Here is a 22,510-nt window from a genome sequence, read left to right as displayed (position 1 = left end):
GCCCCGAGTATGACAAGGGGCGGGGTCTAGAATCGAGCGGTCATGACTGCCATCTACGACTGTTCGGTCGCCTCCCAACTGCTCACCGGAATGCGGCTCGCCCGCGCCGCCATCGGGCGCGGTGACCTCGTGGTGATCCCCACCGACACGGTCTACGGCGTCGCCGCCGACGCATTCTCGCCCACCGCGGTCGCTCGGCTGCTCGAGGCGAAGGGGCGCGAGCGCACGTCGCCGCCGCCCGTGCTCATCCCCGGCATCCCCACCCTCGATGCGCTCGCGAGCGAGGTGCCCGAGCCCGTGCGCCGGCTCGTCGCCGAGTTCTGGCCCGGCGGCCTCACGGTCATCCTGCACGCGCAGCCGTCGTTGCAGTGGGACCTCGGCGAGACGCGCGGCACGGTGGCGCTCCGGATGCCGTCGAACCCCATCGCCCTCGAACTCCTCTCCGAGACCGGCCCGCTCGCCGTGTCGAGCGCCAACCGATCGGGTGAGCCATCGGCCACCACGGCCGCCGACGCCGAGGGGATGCTCGGCGACGCCGTGACCGTGTACCTCGACGGCGGCCCCGCGGGCACCGCATACGAGTCGATCGGCGAGCGTCCCGGCGACACCTCGTCGACGATCGTCGACGCGACGGACCTCGACGCCGACGGGGGAGTGCTGCGCATCGTGCGTGCGGGCGTCATCTCGCGCGAGCGCATCGCGGCCGTCGTGGGCGAGGAACTGCTGGCGCCGGTCGACGCGGCGGCGTCGGTCGACGCGGCGGCGTCGGTCGACGAGGCCGCGCCGGTCGACGAGGCCGCGGCCGAGACATCCGACGAAGCGGATGCCGCCGCCTCATGACCCTCTTCCTCCTGCTCGCCCTCGTGGCCGCGCTCGTCAGCTTCGGTGGTTCGGTGCTGGTGTGGAAGCTCAGCCTCAAGTACCGGCTGTACCCGAAGATCCGCGAGCGCGACGTGCACACCCGGCCCACGCCACGCCTCGGCGGGATCGCGATATTCGTCGGCATCCTCGCGGCCTTCGCGGCGGCGGCGTTCATCTCGTCGCTCGGATCCACGAGGTTCTCGAACATCGCGATCATCTTCCAGAATCCCGGGCAGGTGCTTTCGATCCTCGGCGCCGCGCTCCTCATCGTGCTCATCGGCGTCGCCGACGACATCTGGGACCTCGACTGGACGACGAAGCTCGCCGGCCAGTTCATCGCGGCCGGCCTCATCGCCTGGCAGGGCGTGTCGATCGTGTCGCTCCCGATCGGCGGCATCACGGTCGGCTCGTCGTGGATGAGCGCCACGATCACGGTCTTCGCGATCGTGCTGGTGATGAACGCGATCAACTTCATCGACGGCCTCGACGGACTCGTGGCCGGCGTCGCCCTCATCGCGAACGGCGTGTTCTTCCTCTACACCTACCTGCTGGTGCAGCAGACGTCGCCGCTCAACTACTTCAACCTCGCGTCGCTCATCGCGGTCGTCCTGGTCGGGGCGCTCATCGGCTTCCTGCCGCTGAACTGGCATCCGGCGAAGCTGTTCATGGGCGACGCCGGGGCGCTCCTCGTCGGCCTCCTCATGGCCACCTCCGCCATCTCGGTGACCGGTCAGATCAACCCCGGCTCGGTCGGCCTCGAGGAGCTGTTCGCCGCGTTCATCCCGATCCTCCTCCCGTTCGCGGTGCTCATCATCCCGCTGCTCGACTTCGGGCTCGCCGTCATCCGCCGCCTGCGCGCCGGCAAGTCGCCGTTCGCGGCCGATCGCAAGCACCTCCACCACCGCCTGCTCGACATGGGCCACTCGCACCTGAACGCGGTGCTGATCTTCTACGCATGGACGGCGGTGGCGTCGATCGGATGCCTCCTCACCTACGTCTTCCCCCTCTACTTCGGCATCGATGCGATCTGGGGCTTCGTGTTCCTGGGCGTGGGCTTCGTCGTCAGTGCGATCTTCACGCTCGCGCCCCTCGGACGCCGGAAGCGGCTGACCGTGGCGGCCGAGGCGAAGCCGGTGGCGGCGGATGTCTCGGTGTACGACGAGCTCGAGACGGGGCCCATCCCCGTGCATCACATCGATCTCTTCGACCAGCCCGTATCGGGGGGTCCGGTGGTCGCCCGGAACCGGCCGGTAGAATCGGGAGACCCCGAATTGGAGCACCATGACCGACCCGCGCCCTGAGTCCGACCGCACGCCCACGTCCAACCCCGTGCTTCGCCGGGCGCTCCTCTGGGGCGCTGCGCTCGCCGCGGTCGTGCTCGTCGTGAGCGGCATCCTCGGCCTGGTCTTCGCCGGCACCGAGGGCCTCGTGAGCGCGCTCATCGGCACGCTCATGGCGGCCGTGTTCATGGGCATCACGGCGGCGAGCATCCTGTTCGCGAACCGGTTCGCGTCGAGCGACGTCTTCGTCGGCGCGTTCTTCGGCATCGTGCTCGGCGGATGGCTCCTGAAGTTCATCGTCTTCATCGTGCTCGTCGTTCTCCTGCGCGGCGCCGACTGGCTGAACCCGACCGTGCTCTTCCTCAGCCTCGTCGCCGGCGTCATCGCCTCGCTCGTGGTCGACGTGCTGGTCGTCACGAAGTCGCGCATGCCCTACGCGAGCGACGTGCGACTGCCGAAGGCTCCGCACGACGAATAGGTTTTCCGCGAGACGAAGAGGTGCCCTGCGAATTCGTCCGCTCGTAGAAGTTCTTGCTAGAGTGATGGGGATCCCCCACGGTTTCCCGCCCTGTTCCGGCATGTGCGGATTCCGTTCCGTTGTTCGTCGTCGCGAGAGCCGAGCTCCACGCCCCGAAACAGGAGATAGCGCTGCTAGCTAACGCCCTCAACCTGCTGGTACCGATGTCGACCGACGATGGTGGCTTCCACTCTCCGTCGATCCTGGAGTTCTTCCCCGAGGTCGTGTTCTTCGAAGGCACGCCCTTCGCGATCAACCGCATCATGATCGTCCGCTTCATCGCGGTCGCCGCGCTGCTGCTCATCTTCTGGCTCGGTACGCGCCGCATGCGGGTCGTGCCCGGCCGCTTCCAGAGCCTGGTCGAGATGGGTCTCGACTTCGTGCGAGTGAACATCGCCGAAGACCTGCTCGGCAAGAAGGACGGCAAGCGGTTCCTGCCGATCCTCATGACGATGTTCTTCATGATCCTGTTCATGAACCTGACGGGCATCATCCCCGGGCTGAACATCGCCGGCACCTCCGTCATCGGCGTGCCGCTGGTCCTGGCGGTCGTCTCGTACGTCACATTCATCTACGCGGGCATCAAGAAGAGCCCAGGCGGCTTCTTCAAGAACGCCCTGTTCCCCCCGGGCGTGCCGATCTTCGTGCTCCCGATCGTGGCGCTCATCGAGCTCATCTCGACGTTCATCCTGCGGCCCGTCACGCTCACCCTGCGACTCCTGATGAACATGATCGTCGGGCACCTGCTGCTCGTGCTGTTCTTCTCGGCGACCCACTTCTTCCTCTTCACGCTCGGCGGGGGGTGGACGGCCCTGGCCGCGGGGAGCCTCGCCTTCGGGTTCGCCTTCACGCTGTTCGAGATCCTCGTCGCCCTCCTGCAGGCGTACGTCTTCACGCTCCTCACCGCGGTCTACATCCAGCTCGCGGTCGCTGAGGAGCACTGAGCCGGGCACTCGCCCACTTCACTCCCTAAGAAAGGAAACACCAACGTGGACGCAACCACCGTTCTCGCGGAGATCAACGGCAGCATCGCGACGGTCGGCTACGGCCTCGCCGCGATCGGCCCGGCCATCGGCGTGGGCATCGTCGTCGGAAAGACGATCGAGGGTGTCGCCCGCCAGCCCGAGCTCGCCGGCCGCCTGCAGGTCCTGATGTGGATCGGCATCGCCTTCACCGAGGCGCTCGCGTTCGTCGGCATCGCGACCGGCTTCATCTTCGGCTTCTGATCCGACCGCTCCAATCGAGGAGGCAACTGTGCTTCATGCACTCGTGAGTGCTGCAACCGAGGGGGAGTCGCCCAACCCGCTGTTGCCGGCCGACTACGACATCATCTGGTCGGCGGTCATCTTCGTGGTGCTGCTCCTGTTCTTCTGGCGCTACGTGCTGCCCCGTCTCCAGAAGCTGCTCGACGAGCGCGCCGAGGCGATCGAGGGCAACATCGCGAAGGCCGACGAGGCGCAGCGCAAGGCCGAGGCGGCACTCGAGGAGTACACCGCCCAGCTCGCCGACGCGCGCGCCGAAGCGGGTCGCATCCGCGAGACCGCCCGCGAAGACGGCAAGAAGATCGTCGCCGAGGCGAAGGACCAGGCCGTGAGCGAGGCAGCCCGCGTCACCGCGAGCGCGCAGGCGCAGATCGAGGCGGAACGTCAGTCGGCGCTCGTGTCGCTGCGGTCCGAAGTGGGTACCATCGCGATCGACCTGGCCGCGGGTGTGATCGGGGAGTCGCTCTCCGACGACCAGCGTGCCAAGGCCGTCGTCGACCGCTTCCTCGCCGACCTCGAGGCATCCGAGGCCACCGCCGGAGGGACGAAGTAGCCCATGGGTAGCGCTACGAGAGAGGCCCTGGCCGAGACCCGGGCGGCGCTCGCGTCGCTCGGCCGTCCGGCGCTGCCGGTCGCGGAGGACCTCCTCGCCGCGGGCCGGGTCATCGGGTCGACATCGCAACTGCGTACCGCCCTCACCGATACCGAGGCGGATGTCGCCCAGAAGCGAGCGCTCGTCGAGGCGGTCTTCGGGCGCAGGATCTCACCCGAGGCGGCGACGCTCCTGGTGAGCGCCGCGTCGAGTCGCTGGTCGAGCGCGTCCGACTTCCTCGCCGGAGTCGAGGAACTCGGGTTCCGGCTCGCCGCCGACACCGCGGGGGAGGGCGTCGACATCGACGCCGAGCTCTTCTCCTTCGAGCGCACGGTCGCCTCCGACTCGGAGCTCGAGCTCGCGCTCGGGTCGAAGCTCGGCTCGCCCGATGCCAAGGCCAAGGTGGTCGACCGGCTTCTCGCCGGCACGGCATCGCCCGCCACGCTCGCGATCGTGCGGCACCTCGTGCAGGATCCGCGGGGACGTCGCATCGGCGACATGCTCCGCAACGCGGCCTCCATCGTGGCCGACCAGCGCGGCTTCGACGTCGCCACGGTCACGACCGCCGTGCCGCTGACCGAGGCCCAGCTCGCACGACTCGAGCAGGGGCTCTCGGCACAGGCCGGTCGCCGCATCCGATTCGACACCATCGTCGATCCCGCCCTCCTCGGCGGGGTTCGCGTGCAGATCGGCGACGATGTCATCGACGGCTCCGTCGCCAGCCGCCTCGGCACGTTGAGGCAGAAGCTCGCCGGCTGACGCCGGCCCCACACACGACCGGCGTTCGCGCCGCGACACACCAGTAGCTGTACAACCAGTACAGAAATGGGCCTGGCCCGCAGAGAAGGAAATGGCAATGGCAGAACTCTCCATCAGCCCCGACGAGATCCGTTCGGCTCTCTCGGAGTTCGCCCGGGACTATGAGCCGGGCGCGGCCCAGAAGACCGAGGTCGGGTACGTCACCGATGCGGCCGACGGCATCGCCCACGTCGAGGGACTGCCCTCGGTCATGGCGAACGAGCTCGTGCGCTTCGCCGACGGCACGCTCGGCCTCGCGCTGAACCTCGAGGAAGACCAGATCGGCGTCGTCGTGCTCGGCGAGTTCACCGGTATCGAGGAGGGCCTGGAGGTGACCCGCACGGGCGAGGTCCTCTCGGTCCCCGTGGGTGAGGGATACCTCGGCCGTGTGGTCGACCCGCTCGGCACCCCCATCGACGGCCTCGGCGAGATCACCGGACTCGAGGGCCGTCGTGCGCTCGAGCTGCAGGCCCCCGGCGTCATGCAGCGCAAGTCGGTGCACCAGCCCCTGCAGACCGGCATCAAGGCCATCGACGCGATGATCCCGATCGGCCGCGGCCAGCGCCAGCTCATCATCGGCGACCGCCAGACGGGCAAGACCGCCATCGCGATCGACACGATCATCAACCAGAAGGCCAACTGGGAGTCGGGTGACCCCGACAAGCAGGTTCGATGCATCTACGTCGCGATCGGCCAGAAGGGCTCGACGATCGCCGGTGTGAAGGGCGCCCTCGAAGACGCCGGCGCCATGGAGTACACCACCATCGTCGCGGCCCCCGCGTCCGACCCTGCCGGCTTCAAGTACCTGGCCCCGTACACGGGCTCGGCCATCGGCCAGCACTGGATGTACGCCGGCAAGCACGTCCTCATCATCTTCGATGACCTGTCGAAGCAGGCCGAGGCCTACCGTGCCGTGTCGCTCCTCCTCCGTCGCCCGCCGGGCCGCGAGGCGTACCCCGGTGACGTCTTCTACCTGCACTCGCGACTGCTCGAGCGTTGCGCGAAGCTCTCCGACGAACTCGGCGCGGGCTCGATGACCGGACTGCCGATCATCGAGACGAAGGCCAACGACGTCTCGGCGTACATCCCGACCAACGTGATCTCGATCACCGACGGCCAGATCTTCCTCCAGTCCGACCTCTTCAACGCCAACCAGCGCCCCGCGGTCGACGTCGGCATCTCGGTCTCCCGAGTCGGCGGCGACGCGCAGGTGAAGTCGATCAAGAAGGTCTCCGGCACGCTGAAGCTCGAGCTCGCCCAGTACCGCTCGCTCGAGGCGTTCGCGATGTTCGCGTCCGACCTCGACGCGGCGAGCCGTCGTCAGCTCGCGCGTGGTGCACGCCTGACCGAGCTGCTCAAGCAGCCGCAGTACTCGCCGTACCCCGTCGAGGAGCAGGTCGTCTCGATCTGGGCCGGCACCAACGGCAAGCTCGACGAGGTTCCCGTCGAGGACATCCTGCGCTTCGAGCGCGAGTTCCTCGATTACCTCGGCCGGAACACGACAGTGCTCGGTGAGCTTCGCGACACCAACGTGCTGTCCGACGAGAACGTCGACACGCTCGAGTCCGAGGTCGACAAGTTCAAGCTGGAGTTCCAGACAGGTGAGGGCAAGCCCCTCGCGTCGGTCGGGTCCGAGCAGTTCGAGGCGATCGCCGTCGAGGACGTCAACCAGGAGAAGATCGTCAAGTCTCGCCGCTAGGCGACGTCGACCGTCGATCGGACTCTAGGAATACAGGAGAGACATGGGAGCGCAACTTCGGGTCTACCGGCAGAAGATCAAGTCTGCCCAGACGACGAAGAAGATCACCAAGGCGATGGAGCTCATCGCCGCCTCGCGCATCCAGAAGGCGCAGGCGCGTGTGAAGGCTTCGACGCCGTACTCGCGCGCCATCACGCGCGCCGTCTCGGCGGTCGCGACGTACTCGAACGTCGCCCACGTGCTCACGACTGAGCCCGAGACGATCGAGCGTGCCGCCGTGGTGATCCTCACCTCGGATCGCGGACTCGCGGGTGCGTTCAACTCGCAGGTGCTGCGCGAGGCGGAGGAGCTCAGTGAGCTGCTTCGCTCGCAGGGCAAGGAGGTCGTGTACTTCCTCGTCGGTCGCAAGGCGGTGGGGTACTTCCAGTTCCGCCGGCGGGCATCCGAGCAGCAGTGGACCGGCAGCTCCGAGAACCCCGAGTTCGAGCTGGCGAAGGACATCTCCGACGCCGTGCTCGAGGCGTTCCTGCGTGACGCGTCCGACGGCGGAGTCGACGAGATCCACATCGTCTACAACCGGTTCGTGAGCATGATGACGCAGACCCCCGAGGTTGTGCGACTGCTGCCGCTCGAGGTCGTCGAGGGCGTCGAGGAGCCCGATGCCACGGTGCAGCCGCTCTACGAGTTCGAGCCCGATGTCGGCACCGTGCTCGACTCGCTCCTTCCGGTGTACATCGAGAGCCGCATCTTCAACGCGCTCCTCCAGTCGGCCGCGGCCAAGCACGCGGCGACGCAGAAGGCGATGAAGTCCGCGAGCGACAACGCCGACAAGCTCATCACCGACTACACGCGCCTCGCCAACAACGCGCGCCAGGCCGAGATCACGCAGCAGATCTCCGAGATCGTGGGCGGCGCCGACGCGCTCGTCGTCGCCAAGTAATCCAGAAAAGAGAGAGCAGAATGACTGACACTGCAACCGCGCCGGTCGCTGAGCCGACCGCCGGCGCCGTCGGCCGCATCGCCCGCGTGACGGGCCCCGTCGTCGACATCGAGTTCCCGCACGACTCGATCCCCGAGATCTACAACGCGCTCAAGACGGAGATCACGCTCGGCGACGAGACCCTCGTCCTGACCCTCGAGGTCGCCCAGCACCTCGGAGACGACCTCGTCCGAGCCATCGCGCTGAAGCCCACCGACGGGCTCGTGCGCGGCCAGGAGGTCCGCGACACCGGTGCCGCCATCTCGGTGCCGGTCGGCGACGTCACCAAGGGCAAGGTCTTCAACGTCATCGGCGAGGTGCTGAACGCTGAGCCGGGCGAGCACATCGAGATCACCGAGCGGTGGCCCATCCACCGCAAGCCCCCGGCCTTCGACCAGCTCGAGTCGAAGACGCAGCTGTTCGAGACCGGCATCAAGGTCATCGACCTGCTGACGCCGTACGTGCTCGGTGGAAAGATCGGCCTCTTCGGTGGTGCGGGCGTCGGCAAGACCGTCCTCATCCAGGAGATGATCCAGCGCGTCGCGCAGAACCACGGCGGTGTGTCGGTGTTCGCGGGCGTCGGCGAGCGCACCCGTGAGGGCAACGACCTCATCCACGAGATGGAGGAGGCGGGCGTCTTCGACAAGACGGCCCTCGTGTTCGGCCAGATGGACGAGCCGCCCGGCACGCGTCTTCGCGTCGCGCTCTCGGCGCTCACGATGGCGGAGTATTTCCGCGACGTGCAGAAGCAGGACGTGCTGCTCTTCATCGACAACATCTTCCGGTTCACGCAGGCGGGCTCCGAGGTGTCGACGCTGCTCGGCCGTATGCCGTCCGCGGTCGGCTACCAGCCGAACCTCGCCGACGAGATGGGCATCCTGCAGGAGCGCATCACCTCGACTCGCGGTCACTCGATCACGTCGCTGCAGGCCATCTATGTTCCCGCCGACGACTACACCGACCCCGCGCCGGCCACGACGTTCGCGCACCTCGACGCGACGACCGAGCTCTCGCGTGAGATCGCATCGAAGGGTCTCTACCCGGCCGTGGACCCGCTGACCTCGACGTCGCGAATCCTCGACCCCCGGTACCTGGGTGAGGATCACTACCGCGTCGCCACGACGGTCAAGCAGATCCTCCAGAAGAACAAGGAACTGCAGGAGATCATCGCCATCCTCGGTGTCGACGAGCTCTCCGAGGAGGACAAGATCACGGTGTCGCGTGCGCGCCGCATCCAGCAGTTCCTGTCGCAGAACACCTACATGGCGAAGAAGTTCACGAACGTCGAGGGTTCGACCGTGCCGCTGAAGGACACGATCGAGTCGTTCGACGCCATCGCTCGCGGCGACTTCGACCACGTGGCCGAGCAGGCCTTCTTCAACGTCGGACCCATCTCCGACGTCGAAGAGAAGTGGGCGAAGATCCAGAAGGAGAACGGCTGATCATGGCCGCTCTCAACGTGAGCGTCGTCTCGGCCGACCGCGAAGTCTGGTCGGGCGAGGCGACCATGGTGGTCGCCCGCACCGTGGAGGGCGAGATCGGCATACTGCCCGGCCATGAGCCGATGCTCGCGAACCTCGCGGGCGGAGAGGTGCGGGTCACCCTGCCCGGTGGTGAGAAGATCACCGCCAACGCCGAGGACGGCTTCCTGTCGGTGCATGCTGACGCGGTGCAGGTGGTCGCCTCCCGCGCCGAACTCGCCTGAGGAGGCTCGGATGCAGGGGGACCAGCCGATCGATCGCCAATTCGGTGACCTGAGCGTCACCCAGCTCGTCGTCATGGCGGGACTGCCGGGCGCGGGCAAGTCGACGATCGCAGAGATCGTCGGCGCCCGCCTCGGTGCGACCGTCGTGTCGGTCGATCCCATCGAGTCGGCGATCCTGCGCGCCGGGATCGACGCCGACCAGCCGACCGGGCTCGCGGCGTACCTTGTCGCCGAGCAGATCGCGGAGAAGGAACTCGAGTCGGGTCGCACCGTGATCGTCGATGCGGTGAACGCCGCGGAGGCCGCTCGACTGCAGTGGCGGGACCTGGCCGACCGCACCGAAGTGCGTCTCCGTGTCATCGAGGTGGTCTGCTCTGACGAGCGGCTGCATCGCGAACGGCTCGAGAAGCGGGAACGTCGTCTGCCGCACCTCGACGAGACGACGTGGCGCGCAGTGGAGCAGAGCCTCGAGGGGTATGCGGCGTGGACGGGTCCGAGCTCGGCACTGCCGCGTGTCACGATCGACAGCGTCGGTTCCCTCGGAGCGAACGTCGACTCCGCGCTCGCGTTCATCGCGGCGTAGATGCTCGTTCTGCTGCCCCCGTCGGAGACGAAGCGCGACGGCGGTGAAGGCGCGCGCCTCGACGTCTCGACGCTCTCGTTCCCCGAACTGACCGAACCCCGCGGCGAGATCATCGAACGCGTCGTTCGGCTCGCCGCCGACGCGGACGCCATGATGCGTGTCCTGAAACTCGGTCCGCGACTCGCCTTCGAGGTGGAGCGGAATCAGACCCTCCGCACGTCGGCGACCATGCCCGCGATCGATCGGTACACGGGCGTCCTGTTCGACGCGCTGGATGCCGGCTCACTCGATGCGTCATCGAGGTCGTTCGCGGCGAGCACGCTCGTGGTGCACTCGGCGCTGTTCGGTCTTGTCGGCGCGCTCGACGCGATCCCCGCGTACCGGCTCTCGCACGGCTCCCGCCTTCCGGGGCTGCCACTCCGCCGGCACTGGCGGCGATCGATCGCGGCATGTCTCGCCGATGCCGACGGCCTCATCGTGGACCTGCGCTCCGAGGGCTACGTCGACCTCGGGCCTGCGCCTGTCCGAGGGAACAGCGTGTTCGTCCGGGTCGTCGCCGAGGACGCCGACGGCCGCCGGCGCGCGTTGAATCACTTCAACAAGCAGGCGAAGGGCCGCTTCACGCGAGCCCTCCTCCAGTCACGGCCGGAGCTCAGCTCGGTCGATGACCTCATCGACTGGGCTGCCACCGTCGGTTTCGCGCTCGAGCTGGGTCGGTCGCCCTCGCGCGACGCGCCCCGCGAACTCGATCTCGTCGCCTGAGCCGGACGAATGCTGAGCTCCGAGCTTCAGCCCGAAGCGACGACCGCCGCTCCCGATCGCGCCCGGTGACAGCCGGCGAGGTGGTCGTCGACCATGCCCGCGGCCTGCATGAGGGCGTACATCGTGGTGGGACCGACGAAGCGAAAGCCTCGCTTCCGAAGCTCCTTGCTCATCGCCGTCGACTCGGGCGTCACTGCGGGCACCTCGGCGAACGAGCCGGGCGAGGTCTCGCGAGGCGCCGGTGCGAAGCTCCACAGCAACTCGGTGAGCGGCTCCTCCAGTGCGAGGGTCGCCCGGGCGTTCTGTATGGTCGCCTCGATCTTGCCGCGATGGCGGATGATTCGCGCGTCGGTGAGCAGACGCTCGACGTCGGCCTCCGTCATCGCCGCGACGAGCGAGGCATCGAACCCGTGGAAGACCTCACGGAACGCCGGGCGTCGCCGCAGGATCGTGATCCACGAGAGGCCCGCCTGGAACCCCTCGAGGCACACCTTCTCGAACAACCGCACGGGGTCGTGCTGCGGCGTGCCCCATTCCTCGTCGTGGTAGCGGCGGTACTCGGGGTCGCCGGCGCCCCAGGCGCATCGAACCAGTCCGTCGTCGCCCTCCACGAGCTCGGCGCGTGGAACCACGCTCACGCGGCGAACCCGATGCGCTCGTGGCCGAGGAGCCACAGCTTTGTGGGTACGCCCTGGCCGCCGGAGTACCCCGTGATTCGTCCGTCGGACGCGAGCACCCGGTGGCATCCGACGATGATCGGCACGGGGTTCGCGCCGACGGCACCGCCGATCGCCCGCGCGGAGCCGGGTTTGCCGACGGCAGCCGCCAGGGCGCCGTACGACGTGGCCTCGCCGCAGCGGAGTCGCTCGAGCTCGTGCCAGACCGCCTCCTGGAAGGGCGTGCCGACGAGCCGCACCGGCACGTCGAACTCGGTTCGGGTGCCGGCGAAGTACTCGACGAGCTGCTGACGTGCGGCATCGAGGACGGGGTTCGAGCGCTCGGGCTCCCCGTCGTGGGGAAGCACGCCATTGCGCTCGATGTTGAGTGCGGTGACGGCGACGTCGTCGCCGAGGAGCTCGAGACGCCCGATGGGGCTGTCGAGGCGGGTGAGGAACACGCTGGTCATGGTTCGAGCGTAGCCGCGGCATCCGACATCGACTCGCGGGAATCGGACATCGCGGAAACCTGCCCGGGGAGGCCGTCTGTGGAGGACGAGTCGGACCACACACGGCACCGCGCCGGCGCAGTCCCGCCCCTAGGCTGAGGGGATGACCGGACTCGAATACCGTCCCCTCGGCCGCTCCGGCCTCCGCGTCTCGGCGGTCGGCCTCGGCGGGAACAACTTCGGTCGGGCGGGCACCGCCACCGAGACCCAGGAGGGCACCGACGCGGTCGTCGCCGCGGCGCTCGAAGCCGGCGTCACCCTCATCGACACGGCCGACGTGTACGGCCGCGATTACGGGCTCAGCGAGGCTCTGCTCGGCCGCGCGCTCAGGGGTCGCCGCGACGAGGTCGTCATCGCGACGAAGTTCGGGCACAGCGGCATCCGCTCGGCCCTCCCGTCGTGGGGCGCCGGCGGATCGCGTCGCTACATCCGGCTCGCCGTCGAGGGCTCGCTCCGGCGGCTGCAGACCGAATGGATCGACCTCTACCAGCTGCACACGCCCGATCCGGGCACCCCCATCGATGAGACGCTCGCCGCCCTCGACGACCTCGTGCGGGAGGGAAAGGTGCGCTACGTCGGGCACTCCAACCTGTCGGGATGGCAGCTCGCCGAGGCCGAACTCGTCGCCCGCGAGCTCGGCACCACGCGGTTCGTCTCGGCGCAGAACGAGTACAGCCTGCTGGCGCGCGGCGCCGAGGCCGAGGTGCTGCCGGCCGCCCGTCACTTCGGCGTCGGCTTCCTGCCCTTCTTTCCGCTGCAGAACGGCCTGCTGACCGGGAAGTTCCGACGCGACGAGCGCCCGGCCGACACCCGCATCATGCGCCAGCGGCCGTACCTCGTCGAGCAGGCGCCGTGGGACGTGCTCGACCGCTATCGGGCGTTCGCCGAGGAGCGCGACCTCACCATGCTCGAGGCGACCTTCGGGTGGATGCTCGCCCAGCCCGCCCTCTCGAGCGTCATCGCCGGGGCCACGAGGCCCGAGCAGATCCGCCAGAACGCCGCGGCGGGCTCGGCGTGGCAGCCCACCGACGCCGAGGTCGCCGAGGTCTCGGAGATCTTCGCCGGTCGCTGACTGCTCCCCAACATCGGCCGTTTCCGCGCGACTCACCTGCGGCGCGGCCCGACGGGCTCGCTGACGGATGCCGCGGGCGCACGCTTGCGGCATGACCACCATCATCCGCGCCGGTGCGGCGCACGACCTGCTGGCGCTCGTCCCGGCGCTGGCCGGCTTCCGTCCCACCCGATCGATCGTGTGCATCGCCTTTCGAGGCACCCGCTCGATCGGCGTCCTCCGCCACGACCTGCCCCGCCGGGCGCGTGACCGCCCCGCGATCGTCACCTCCATCGTCGGCACGCTGTGCCGGATGCCCGGTGTCGACGGCGTGGTGCCGATCGTCTACACCGACCGCACGTTCGCGGCCGAACGGGGGCTGCCCGAACGCGCCCTCCTCTCCCTCGTGGTGCGCCGCGCAGAACAGGCCGGCTTCCTCGTGCGCGACGCGCTGTGCCGGGCGACGGATGCCTGGGGCTCGTTCCTCGACCCCGAGACGCCGAGCTCGGGGCATCCGCTCACCCACATCGAGCAGAGCGAGGCGGCGGCACTGGCGACCGAAGGAGGAGCGGACGCCCCCGTCGTGACGGGCGAGCTCCCCGAATCCGATCCGAGTGCCGCCGCCGCGATCGCCGACGAACTCGCCGCGCTCGCCGATCCGGCGCGCCTGGAGGGATGCCTCGAGCGACTCGGCGCCGAGGCCGATCCCGTCGAACTCGTCGAGGCGCTCGTAGGGGAGGCGGTCGGCGCGCATCCCCGGCATCCCGCCCATCGGCTCGCGTGGTTCGCGCACCTCGCGGGTTCGCCGCCGATGCGGGACGCCATGATGCTGCAGTTCGCGTTCGGCGCCGACGTCGGCCGGCTCGCGCTCGACGACACGGAACTCACCGCCGCTCGCGCCGCGCGGAACGGCGAAACGGTCGACGACCTGGTCGAGCGCGAGTTCGAGCGCGATACCGAGGGTGATGTGAGCCGCGCGCTCGGCAGCCTCCTGCTCGGGCAGGCCACCACGCGGCCCGAGGTCTCACGGGTCGAACGGGCGCTCGGCCTGCTGGGTCAGCTCATCGCCGACGCGCCGGCCGACCGGCGCGTCGGGATCCTGTGCATCGCCGCCTGGCTCGCCTGGTCGCTCGGCCGCGGTTCTGCGGCCGGCGCGCTGATCGACCGGGCGGTCGACGCGGAGCCGACGCACTCCATGGCCAACCTGTTGTCGGCCTTCATCGGCAGTGGTGCGCTGCCCGACTGGGCCTTCGTCGCCGCCGAGGAAGGCTCCGACGACGAGGGTTCCGCCGAGGAGGCCGGGCCCGCAGAAGAGGTCAGTGACCGGTGAGCGGGGCGATCAGGCGGGCGGCCATCGACGGGCGGAGGGTGAGGTGCTCCTCGAGATCCGCCAGCTGCATGCCGAGGATTCCGAGGTTCGCTCCGGCGAACCGCAGCGGCTCGGGCTCCCACAACGGCGAGCGGTGATTCGCCCAGGGCAGCCGGGTGAGCTCGGTGTCGCGGCCGAGCACGAGGTCGGCGAGCGTGCGACCGGCGAGATTCGTGGTCGACAGCCCGTCGCCGACGTAGCCGCCGGCGAACCCGACGCCCGTCTTCGGGTTGTAGCTCGCGGTGGCGTGCCAGTCTCGCGCGACGCCCAGGGGTCCACCCCAGCGGTGCGTGATGCGCGCGTGCGCGGCGGCGGGGAAGAGGTCGCCGAGGGTCTGGTGCAGGTGCTCGAACACGCGGTCGACGCGTTCGAATGCCGGGTCGACGCTGCTGCCCCAGTGATACCGGGCCCCGCGGCCGCCGAACGCGAAGCGGTTGTCGGCGGTGCGCTGACCGTAGACGAGCAGGTGACGGTAGTCGCTGAACGTCTGGCCGTGCTCGATGCCGATCTCGTCCCACACGTCGTCGGCCAGGGGCTCGGTCGCGATCATGAGGGAGTAGAGCGGCAGGATGCGCCGGCGCACCCTCGGCAGCTGCGACCCGTAGCCTTCCAGCGCGATGATGACGTGCCGGGCCCACACCGTGCCCTCGTCGCCCCCGTCGATCCCGCGGAACCGAACACGGCCGGCCGCCCAGTCGATGACCTCGGTGCGCTCGAAGATGGTGACGCCGAGCGACTCCACGACGTCCGCGAGTCCGCGCACGAGCTTCGCCGGGTGCACCCGGGCGCAGGCGGGGTCGAACGTCGCCGCAGGATCGCCGTCGTCCAGCCCGGTCACGCCGAACCTCGCCGAGACCGCGCGCCCGTCCAAGTATTCGACACGGTCGACCTCGAACTGACGCGCGTCCTCCACATCGGCCCTGGCCGCACGGCGCTGCACCTCGGAGCGGGCGAACACCACCGTGCCGCCCCGCTCGTAGTCGCAGTCGATGTCCTCCGCCGCCGCGGCGCGGCCGACCTCGTCGACCGTGTCGATCATGGCGCGGCGCATCGCGATGGCCGCGTCGAATCCGTGCTCGCGCTCGAGAGATGCCGTCGACCGCGGGAACAGCGCCGAGCACCATCCGCCGTTCCGCCCCGACGCACCGAACCCGGCGATCTCCCGCTCGAGCAGGGCGATGCCGAGCGTCGGATCGGCCTTCGCCAGCGCGTACGCCGTCCAGAGTCCGGTGAGCCCACCCCCCACGACGCACACGTCGAACCGCGCATCGGAGGTGAGCGGGGCCCGGGGCGCGAGGTCGTCGCGCCCCGAGACCACCAGGTCATCGAGCCAGAAGCTCGATCGACGGTACGAGGCCTGCGACGCATCCGTGGTCGCAGGCCGGCGCACCCCTGCCATCAGACGCGTGCGGGCACGAGGAGATGTTCACCGCCGTGGCGGTGACCCTTGAAGTCGGCCGCGCGGTTCGTGGCCTCGGTGAGCACGTCGCGCAGGATCTGCCCGATCTCCTGGAACTCGGGGACGCCGATCGTGAGCGGCGGCGCGAGCTGGATCACGGGGTCGCCGCGGTCGTCGGCGCGGCAGTAGAGGCCGGCGTCGTAGAGCGCCTTCGACAGGAAGCCGCGCAGCAGGTGCTCCGATTCCTCGTCGTTGAACGTCTCGCGGGTCGTCCTGTCCTTCACGAGCTCGATGCCGAAGAAGTAGCCGTCGCCGCGCACGTCGCCGACGATCGGGATGTCGAGGAGCTTCTCGAGCTCGGCACGGAACAGCGGCGAGTTCTCGCGGACGCGCTCGTTCAGGCCCTCCTCCTCGAAGATGTCGAGGTTCTCGAGCGCCACGGCGGCCGACACCGGGTGCCCGCCGAAGGTGTAGCCGTGGTAGAACGACGTCGTGCCGGTCTTGAAGGGCTCGTAGATCCGGTCGGAGATGATCGTGGCGCCGATGGGGGAGTACCCCGACGTCATGCCCTTCGCGCACGTGATCATGTCGGGCTGGAACCCGTAGGTGGTCGACGCGAACATGTTGCCGATGCGGCCGAATCCGGTGATGACCTCGTCGGCGACGAGCAGCACGTCGTACTGGTCGCAGATCTCGCGCACGCGCTGGAAGTAGCCGGGGGGCGGCGGGAAGCATCCGCCCGAGTTCTGCACCGGCTCGAGGAAGACCGCCGCGATCGTCTCGGGGCCCTCGAACAGGATCATCTCCTCGATGCGGTTCGCGGCCCAGACGCCGAAGGCCTCGATGTCATCGGCGGGCGCTCCGACGTCGGCGGCGCGGTAGAAGTTCGTGTTCGGCACTCGGAAGCCGCCGGGGGTGACCGGCTCGAACATCTCCTTCATCGCCGGGATGCCCGTGATCGCGAGCGCACCCTGGGGCGTGCCGTGATAGGCGACCGCACGCGAGATCACCTTGTGCTTCGTCGGCCGCCCCTGGAGCTTCCAGTAGTACTTGGCGAGCTTGAAGGCCGTCTCGACGGCCTCGCCGCCGCCGGTGGAGAAGAAGACGTGGTTGAGGTCGCCGGGGGCGTAGCCGGCCAGCCGGTCGGCGAGCTCGATCGCCGACGGGTGCGCGTACGACCAGATCGGGAAGAACGCGAGCTGCTCCGCCTGCTTCGCGGCGGCCTCGGCGAGGCGGCGGCGCCCGTGGCCGGCGTTCACCACGAAGAGTCCCGAGAGCCCGTCGATGTACTCCCGGCCCTCGATGTCGTAGATGTGGTGGCCCACACCACGGGTGATGATGGGCACGCCCGACGTCTCCATCGTCGACTGGCGCGCGAAGTGCATCCAGAGGTGGTCCTTGGCCTTCTGCTGCAGCGCGGCGTCGTCGTAGCCGGTGGCGCCGGGGGTGGTCGCCGAGTCGAGGGTGGTCATCTCTGTCCTCCTTTGAGGGCGCCGCTCAGCGGGTGCCCCAGTTGTAGAACTGCTTCTGCAGCTTCAGGTAGACGAACGTCTCGGTGCTGAGCACGCCGGGCAGGTTCCGGATGCGCGAGTTGAGGAGGTCGATGAGCTCCTCGTCGTTCTCGCACACGACCTCGGCGAGGAGGTCGAAGCTGCCCGCCGTGAGCACGACGTAGTCGATCTCGGGGATCTCGGCGAGCCGCTCGGCGAGTTCGCGGGTGTCGCCGCCGGCGCGGACGCCGATCATCGCCTGTCGAGTGAAGCCCAGCTGCATGGGGTCGGTCACCGCCACGATCTGCATGACGCCCGACTCCGTGAGCCGCTGCACTCGCTGGCGCACGGCCGCCTCGCTCAGCCCGACCGCCTTGCCGATGTCGGCGTACGACCGGCGCCCGTCCGCCTGCAACTGCTCGATGATCGCCTTCGACACGTCGTCGAGGGTCACCGGGCGCGGCGAAGCCGAGCGGGCTGTGTTCGTCATTCGTCGATTGTGTCAGTGACGGATGCCGCTCGCAAGTGAATCCGTCGAATCGAACACCCTCGACAACTGATTCCACAGCTGTTCCCTCGCTTTGGCGACGAATCCCCGGTTACCATGGGCGCACGGCGCCGGCCTGGCGCCGAGGGCGGCGCCCACGCAGGGTCACGCTCGTCGCCGACGAGATCATGCAGTCGGTCGACCAGCTGCGATTCTTCGCGGGCGCCGCCCGGTTCCTCGAAGGCCGCTCGGCCGGCGAGGACCTGAAGGACCACACCTCGTTCGTGCGCCGCGAGCCCATCGGGGTCATCGGCCAGGTGACGCCGTGGAACCATCCGCTCAACATGGCGGTCTGGAAGATCGCGCCGGCCATCGCCGCCGGCAACACCGTGGTGCTGAAGCCGAGCGACACCACGCCGCTCTCGACACTGCTCCTCGCCAAGGTGGCCGTCGAGTTCCTGCCCGCCGGCGTCGCGCGTCATCGTGCACGAATCGGTGCACGATGAACTCGTGGGCGCGCTCGGCGGGCGCCGGCAGGGCGATGTCGGCTACTTCTGGGAGGCCACGATCGTCACGGGGCTGCGGCAGGACGACGAGGCCGTGCAGCGCGAGATCTTCGGACCAGTGCTCACCGTGCAGACCTTCCACGACGACACCGAGGCGCTCGCCATGGCGAACGGCGTCGATTACGCGCTCGCTTCGTCGGTCTGGACGCGCGACCACGGGCGGGCGATGCGCTTCGCGAAGCGCCTCGACTTCGGCTGCGTCTGGATCAACACCCACATCCCGTTCGTGTCGGTCATGCCGCATGGCGGGTTCAAGCACTCGGGCTACGGCAAGGACCTCTCCAACTACGGCTTCGAGGACTACACGCGGATCAAGCACGTGATGAGCGCCATCGGCTGACGACCGGACACGACGGTGCCAGACTGGTCGCCATGGTCGCGGGATCCCTCATGAGCGCCGCCGTGCCCGGTGCGGTCGCATGGGACTTCATCGTGGGCGATCGCTTCATCGCCGCGCTCGCCGCGCCCGCTCCCGACGCAGGTTCGACGGCGCTCGCCGAGGCGGCGGGCGATGAACGCGTGCAGATCGAGTCGCTGGTCGGAGCCATCCCGACCGGCGGCGCCGGACAGGTCGACTCGTTCGCGATCGTCTGGTGGCCGGGCGCAGATCCGACCGAGGTGACCGCGGTCGTGCGTGGGAATGCCGTCGTCGACCTGACGTCGCCCGGCGGCACCCGTCGATTCGACGCTCGCGGCATCCGCCCCTGGCATCTCGCCGAGTTCACCGACGTGGTGGCGCTGCGCATCACCACGGCCGACGCGCCGCTCGACCGCCTCGGGGGTGCGACCGATCCCGTGCCGCACGCCCGCGCGAGCCTCTGCGCCACGTCGATCGAGTGGGAATCGGCCCCGCACGCTGCTCGCGACGCGGCGCGGGCACTCCGCGACGCGGCCGCATCTGCGGCGGACGCCGACACGATCCTCGTGCCGCGCAGCCGGTTGCCGCATCACGCGGACGCCGACACGGTCCGCACGACGAGGCGGCCGGCGGATGTCCCGACCACCCCGATCGTGATCCCCGCGTTCGACCTGGAGCTTCCCGGCCGCGCTGCAACCGGGGAGGCAGCGCCCATGGGGACCTCGCAACTTCCCGAGGGGTCGGCCCCGTCCCCTGAGGACACTGCCGTACCGGAATTCCTCGTGCCGGCCTTCCGCGTCGGCACGGGCGCGGCACGCCCGGTGACGGCACCGGTGCTCATCGGCCGTCGCCCGCTGCCGCCACGTATCGCGGGCTCGGGAGCGGCGCACGAGCTCGTCACCGTGGACTCGCCGCACGCGGTCGTCTCGGGCACGCACCTCGAGTTGCGCGTGGAGGGCACGCGGCTCGTGGCGACCGACCTGCGCTCCACGAACGGCACCGTCGTGCACGGGGTGTCGGGGAGCCGGCGGATGCGATCCGGCGAGTCCATCGTCGTCGCCCCGGGCACCAGCCTCGACCTCGGAGACGATACGATCATCGAGATCTCCCTCGCTCCCGCCCCTGGAGCGCCCGGAGTCCCGGCAGCCCGATTCCCGACAGACAGCAGGCCGCACCCGTGACGCAGATTGGCAACGGCAATGTCCGGCATCGCATCGGCCTGCCCGACGGCACCGAGCTCGAGATCTCGTGGGCCGCGGTGACCGACACGGGCATGCGGCGTGAGGTCAACGAGGACAGCTTCGTCGCCCAGGCCCCCATCTTCGCCGTCGCCGACGGCATGGGCGGCCACGCCGCCGGCGACTTCGCGAGCGCCGCCGTGGTGACGAGGCTCGCCGAGCATGGCGGCAAGTCGATCATGGGCACGCCCGAGATCGACCAGTCGCTCCGGCTCGCCGTACAGGACATGGGCCGTGGGGCGGGCGTCACCGATGAGGGCAGTGGCACCACCGTCACGGGCGCCGCGCTCGGTGCGATCTCCGACGAGCCCGCGTGGATCATCTTCAACATCGGCGACTCGCGCGTCTACCGCCTCGTCGGCGGCGTGCTCGAGCAGCTCACGGTCGACCACTCGATCGTGCAGGAACTCGTCGACGCGGGCCAGATCACGCGCGAGGAGGCCGACACGCATCCACACTCGAACGTGATCACGCGCGCCGTCGGCTTCCACGAGGCACCGATCCCCGACTACCGAGCCATCGCGATCGAGGAGGGCATGCGCCTGCTCATCTGCTCCGACGGCCTCACCAAGGAACTGACCTCGTACGGCATCCGGCACTTCCTGATGGCCAATCGCAAGGCCGACGCCGCGGCGCGGCAGCTCCTCGAGGCGGCGCTCGGCAACGGCGGTCGCGACAATGTGACGGTCATCGTCCTCGACGTCCTGAAGGTCGTACGTCCGCCGGGGGCCCGGCACAGCGCCGGGGGCGGCGACCTGCACTGACCGGGCACCGAACCAGCGATGGAGGCTGTCGCCGACGGATGCCGCGCGCCGATCAGGATCACTGTGAAGACCGCTTCGTCGTGGCATCCGTCGCCAACCTACAATGGGGGCACCGGTCGCCGCCGGATCACGGGTGGCGTCGAGGCACCGGAGTGCAGGGAGGAACGTGTCGAGGCGTCTGCCGTCCACTCCGCCGAACCTGCCCGGGTTCGCGTTCATCCGCGTGCTCGGCTCAGGCGGGTTCGCCGACGTGTTCCTCTACGAGCAGAACATGCCGCGCCGGCTCGTCGCCGTGAAGGTGCTGCTCGCCGAGGTCGTCAACGACGAGATGCGCCAGATGTTCCAGGCGGAGGCCAACATCATGGCCCAGCTGTCGTCGCATCCGTCGATCCTCACCGTCTACCAGGCGTCCGTCGCCGCCGACGGCCGACCGTACATGGTCATGGAGTACTGCTCCGCGGCGCTCGGCCAGCGCTATCGCGCGGTGCAGCTGCCGCTCGCCGAGGCGCTGTCGATCGGCGTCCGCATCGCGAGCGCGGTCGAGACGGCGCACCGGCAGGGCGTCCTGCACCGTGACATCAAGCCCTCGAACATCCTCACCACGGCCTACGGGCACCCGGTGCTCAGCGATTTCGGCATCGCCGCCACACTCGGCGAGGCCGAGATGGCCGACGCCGTCGGCCTGTCGATCCCGTGGTCGGCTCCCGAGGTGCTGCACGACGACATCTCCGGCACGGTCGCGAGCGAAGTCTGGTCGCTCGGTGCCACCGTCTACTCGCTCGTCGCCGGTCGCAGCCCGTTCGAGGTTCCCGGCGGTGACAACTCCTCGATCACGCTGATGTCCCGGATCGAGAAGGCGAAGCTCGCACCGACCGGTCGCGCCGACGTGCCCGAGAGCCTGGAGCGCGTGCTCGCGCGGGCGATGTCCCGCCGGCCGAAGGATCGCCAGGCGAGCGCGCTCGAGTTCATCCGCGACCTGCAGTCCGTGGAGGAGGAGCTCGGGCTCCCGCAGACGCCGCTCGAGGTCGCGATGGACGATTGGGCGCTCGCGACCGCCGTCGACCTCGACGAGCGCACCCGCATCAACGGCCAGCATGCGATCGACAGTGGTCACGGCAAGCGCCGGCGCATCCGCCGCTCCACGGTGCGCGGGCCGGGTTCGGGGCTCGGCGGCGACTCCCGCCCGCAAGAGGCGTCGACGAGCCGCGGGCGCGTCGCACCCCCAACCGCCAAGCGCCTCGTGTGGGGCATCTCACTCGCCGCGGTGCTTCTCGTCTCCGTCGTCGGCGCGGGCATCCTCACGGTGGTGCAGGGATCCAGGTCCATCCCGGTGGTGGCCGACGTGCAGGGGGAGTTCGACGGTGCCGCCGTCGTGTTCACGTGGAACGACCCCGGAATCCAGAACGGCGACGCGTACGTCGTCACCGTCGACGGGGAGCCTCGGCCGATGCAGCGCACCGCGCGCGTCGACGTGGCGGTCGACGAGCGCGAGCGCGTGTGCGCGAGCGTCACCGTCACACGGGACGGCAAGTCCGGCGCGCCGAGCGCCGAACGCTGCGTCGACGTCGAGGCGGAGGCCGGCTGA

Annotated in this window: 23 protein-coding genes and 1 pseudogene; 19 read left to right on the top strand and 5 right to left on the bottom strand. The window is 69.3% G+C overall.

Going from position 1 to position 22,510, the window contains the following annotated elements:
* Positions 1 to 42: 42 nt before the first annotated feature.
* The 13 genes from AB0K73_RS16570 (at position 43) to AB0K73_RS16510 (ending at position 11,038) form a co-directional block, all read left to right on the top strand.
* On the top strand, positions 43 to 840 hold the full coding sequence (locus AB0K73_RS16570; protein WP_360514776.1) for an L-threonylcarbamoyladenylate synthase: 798 nt from the start codon (positions 43 to 45) through the stop codon (positions 838 to 840).
* Positions 837 to 2,162: an MraY family glycosyltransferase gene (locus AB0K73_RS16565; protein ID WP_360514779.1), complete on the top strand. Its 1,326-nt coding sequence runs from the start codon at positions 837 to 839 to the stop codon at positions 2,160 to 2,162. Before AB0K73_RS16570 ends, AB0K73_RS16565 begins: the two co-directional genes overlap by 4 nt.
* On the top strand, positions 2,143 to 2,619 hold the full coding sequence (locus AB0K73_RS16560; RefSeq protein WP_360514782.1) for a hypothetical protein: 477 nt from the start codon (positions 2,143 to 2,145) through the stop codon (positions 2,617 to 2,619). Before AB0K73_RS16565 ends, AB0K73_RS16560 begins: the two co-directional genes overlap by 20 nt.
* Positions 2,620 to 2,822: 203 nt before the next feature.
* Entirely contained in the window at positions 2,823 to 3,602 is a 780-nt protein-coding gene (gene atpB / locus AB0K73_RS16555) for a F0F1 ATP synthase subunit A (protein ID WP_360514785.1), read from the top strand.
* A 45-nt stretch (positions 3,603 to 3,647) separates the two neighbouring features.
* Complete coding sequence (gene atpE / locus AB0K73_RS16550) at positions 3,648 to 3,884, top strand: ATP synthase F0 subunit C (RefSeq protein WP_360514788.1); 237 nt, start codon at positions 3,648 to 3,650, stop codon at positions 3,882 to 3,884.
* Between the two features lie 28 nt (positions 3,885 to 3,912).
* Positions 3,913 to 4,473 (top strand): F0F1 ATP synthase subunit B, encoded by a 561-nt coding sequence (locus tag AB0K73_RS16545; protein ID WP_360514791.1) that lies wholly within the window; start codon positions 3,913 to 3,915, stop codon positions 4,471 to 4,473.
* 3 nt (positions 4,474 to 4,476) lie between these two features.
* Positions 4,477 to 5,271, top strand: a complete 795-nt coding sequence (locus AB0K73_RS16540; RefSeq protein WP_360514794.1) for a F0F1 ATP synthase subunit delta — start codon at positions 4,477 to 4,479, stop codon at positions 5,269 to 5,271.
* 97 nt (positions 5,272 to 5,368) lie between these two features.
* Positions 5,369 to 7,009, top strand: coding sequence for a F0F1 ATP synthase subunit alpha (atpA, locus tag AB0K73_RS16535; protein ID WP_360514797.1), 1,641 nt, complete (start codon positions 5,369 to 5,371; stop codon positions 7,007 to 7,009).
* A 43-nt stretch (positions 7,010 to 7,052) separates the two neighbouring features.
* Positions 7,053 to 7,949 (top strand): F0F1 ATP synthase subunit gamma, encoded by an 897-nt coding sequence (locus AB0K73_RS16530; protein ID WP_360514800.1) that lies wholly within the window; start codon positions 7,053 to 7,055, stop codon positions 7,947 to 7,949.
* Positions 7,950 to 7,969: 20 nt separating this feature from the next.
* The gene (atpD, locus tag AB0K73_RS16525) at positions 7,970 to 9,430 is read left to right on the top strand and encodes a F0F1 ATP synthase subunit beta (protein ID WP_360514803.1); all 1,461 of its coding nucleotides are present in this window, start codon (positions 7,970 to 7,972) and stop codon (positions 9,428 to 9,430) included.
* A 2-nt stretch (positions 9,431 to 9,432) separates the two neighbouring features.
* Positions 9,433 to 9,693: a F0F1 ATP synthase subunit epsilon gene (locus AB0K73_RS16520; protein ID WP_360514806.1), complete on the top strand. Its 261-nt coding sequence runs from the start codon at positions 9,433 to 9,435 to the stop codon at positions 9,691 to 9,693.
* A gap of 10 nt (positions 9,694 to 9,703) precedes the next feature.
* Positions 9,704 to 10,276, top strand: a complete 573-nt coding sequence (locus AB0K73_RS16515; RefSeq protein WP_360514809.1) for an ATP-binding protein — start codon at positions 9,704 to 9,706, stop codon at positions 10,274 to 10,276.
* Positions 10,277 to 11,038 (top strand): peroxide stress protein YaaA, encoded by a 762-nt coding sequence (locus AB0K73_RS16510; protein ID WP_360514812.1) that lies wholly within the window; start codon positions 10,277 to 10,279, stop codon positions 11,036 to 11,038.
* Positions 11,039 to 11,064: 26 nt separating this feature from the next.
* Here the strand turns inward: AB0K73_RS16510 and AB0K73_RS16505 are convergent, their stop codons facing one another.
* Complete coding sequence (locus tag AB0K73_RS16505; protein WP_360514815.1) at positions 11,065 to 11,676, bottom strand: DNA-3-methyladenine glycosylase I; 612 nt, start codon at positions 11,674 to 11,676, stop codon at positions 11,065 to 11,067.
* The gene (locus AB0K73_RS16500; RefSeq protein WP_360514818.1) at positions 11,673 to 12,164 is read right to left on the bottom strand and encodes a methylated-DNA--[protein]-cysteine S-methyltransferase; all 492 of its coding nucleotides are present in this window, start codon (positions 12,162 to 12,164) and stop codon (positions 11,673 to 11,675) included. The genes AB0K73_RS16505 and AB0K73_RS16500 overlap by 4 nt, the downstream gene beginning before the upstream one ends.
* A 142-nt stretch (positions 12,165 to 12,306) precedes the next feature.
* On the opposite strand from AB0K73_RS16500, the gene AB0K73_RS16495 reads away from it, so the two are divergent.
* Together AB0K73_RS16495 and AB0K73_RS16490 are read left to right on the top strand one after the other, a co-directional pair.
* On the top strand, positions 12,307 to 13,275 hold the full coding sequence (locus AB0K73_RS16495) for an aldo/keto reductase (protein ID WP_360514821.1): 969 nt from the start codon (positions 12,307 to 12,309) through the stop codon (positions 13,273 to 13,275).
* 91 nt (positions 13,276 to 13,366) lie between these two features.
* Entirely contained in the window at positions 13,367 to 14,584 is a 1,218-nt protein-coding gene (locus tag AB0K73_RS16490) for a DUF4192 family protein (RefSeq protein ID WP_360514824.1), read from the top strand.
* Here AB0K73_RS16490 and AB0K73_RS16485 read toward each other — a convergent pair.
* Genes AB0K73_RS16485 through AB0K73_RS16475 form a run of 3 tightly spaced genes read right to left on the bottom strand, consistent with a single transcriptional unit; the run spans position 14,571 to position 18,002 of the window.
* Positions 14,571 to 16,013: an FAD-binding oxidoreductase gene (locus AB0K73_RS16485; RefSeq protein ID WP_360514827.1), complete on the bottom strand. Its 1,443-nt coding sequence runs from the start codon at positions 16,011 to 16,013 to the stop codon at positions 14,571 to 14,573. The two genes, AB0K73_RS16490 and AB0K73_RS16485, sit on opposite strands and share 14 nt — an antisense overlap.
* Before the next feature lie 8 nt (positions 16,014 to 16,021).
* On the bottom strand, positions 16,022 to 17,494 hold the full coding sequence (locus AB0K73_RS16480) for an aspartate aminotransferase family protein (RefSeq protein WP_360514830.1): 1,473 nt from the start codon (positions 17,492 to 17,494) through the stop codon (positions 16,022 to 16,024).
* Positions 17,495 to 17,519: 25 nt separating this feature from the next.
* Entirely contained in the window at positions 17,520 to 18,002 is a 483-nt protein-coding gene (locus tag AB0K73_RS16475; protein ID WP_360514833.1) for an Lrp/AsnC family transcriptional regulator, read from the bottom strand.
* Between the two features lie 164 nt (positions 18,003 to 18,166).
* Between AB0K73_RS16475 and AB0K73_RS16470 the strand changes: the two are divergent.
* From AB0K73_RS16470 to AB0K73_RS16455, 4 genes and pseudogenes are all read left to right on the top strand, one after another.
* Positions 18,167 to 18,905 (top strand): annotated as a pseudogene (locus tag AB0K73_RS16470) (aldehyde dehydrogenase family protein); the annotation flags it as partial.
* 32 nt (positions 18,906 to 18,937) lie between these two features.
* Complete coding sequence (locus AB0K73_RS16465) at positions 18,938 to 20,104, top strand: FHA domain-containing protein (RefSeq protein ID WP_360514836.1); 1,167 nt, start codon at positions 18,938 to 18,940, stop codon at positions 20,102 to 20,104.
* Entirely contained in the window at positions 20,101 to 20,925 is an 825-nt protein-coding gene (locus AB0K73_RS16460) for a protein phosphatase 2C domain-containing protein (RefSeq protein WP_360514839.1), read from the top strand. The genes AB0K73_RS16465 and AB0K73_RS16460 overlap by 4 nt, the downstream gene beginning before the upstream one ends.
* Positions 20,926 to 21,091: 166 nt before the next feature.
* Entirely contained in the window at positions 21,092 to 22,510 is a 1,419-nt protein-coding gene (locus AB0K73_RS16455; RefSeq protein WP_360514842.1) for a serine/threonine-protein kinase, read from the top strand.

It is taken from the genome of Agromyces sp. NPDC052230 (assembly GCF_040679595.1).
GTDB lineage: Bacteria > Actinomycetota > Actinomycetes > Actinomycetales > Microbacteriaceae > Agromyces.
Note: the sequence above shows the minus strand (reverse complement) of the source record. Positions and strands in the feature narration are given on the sequence as shown.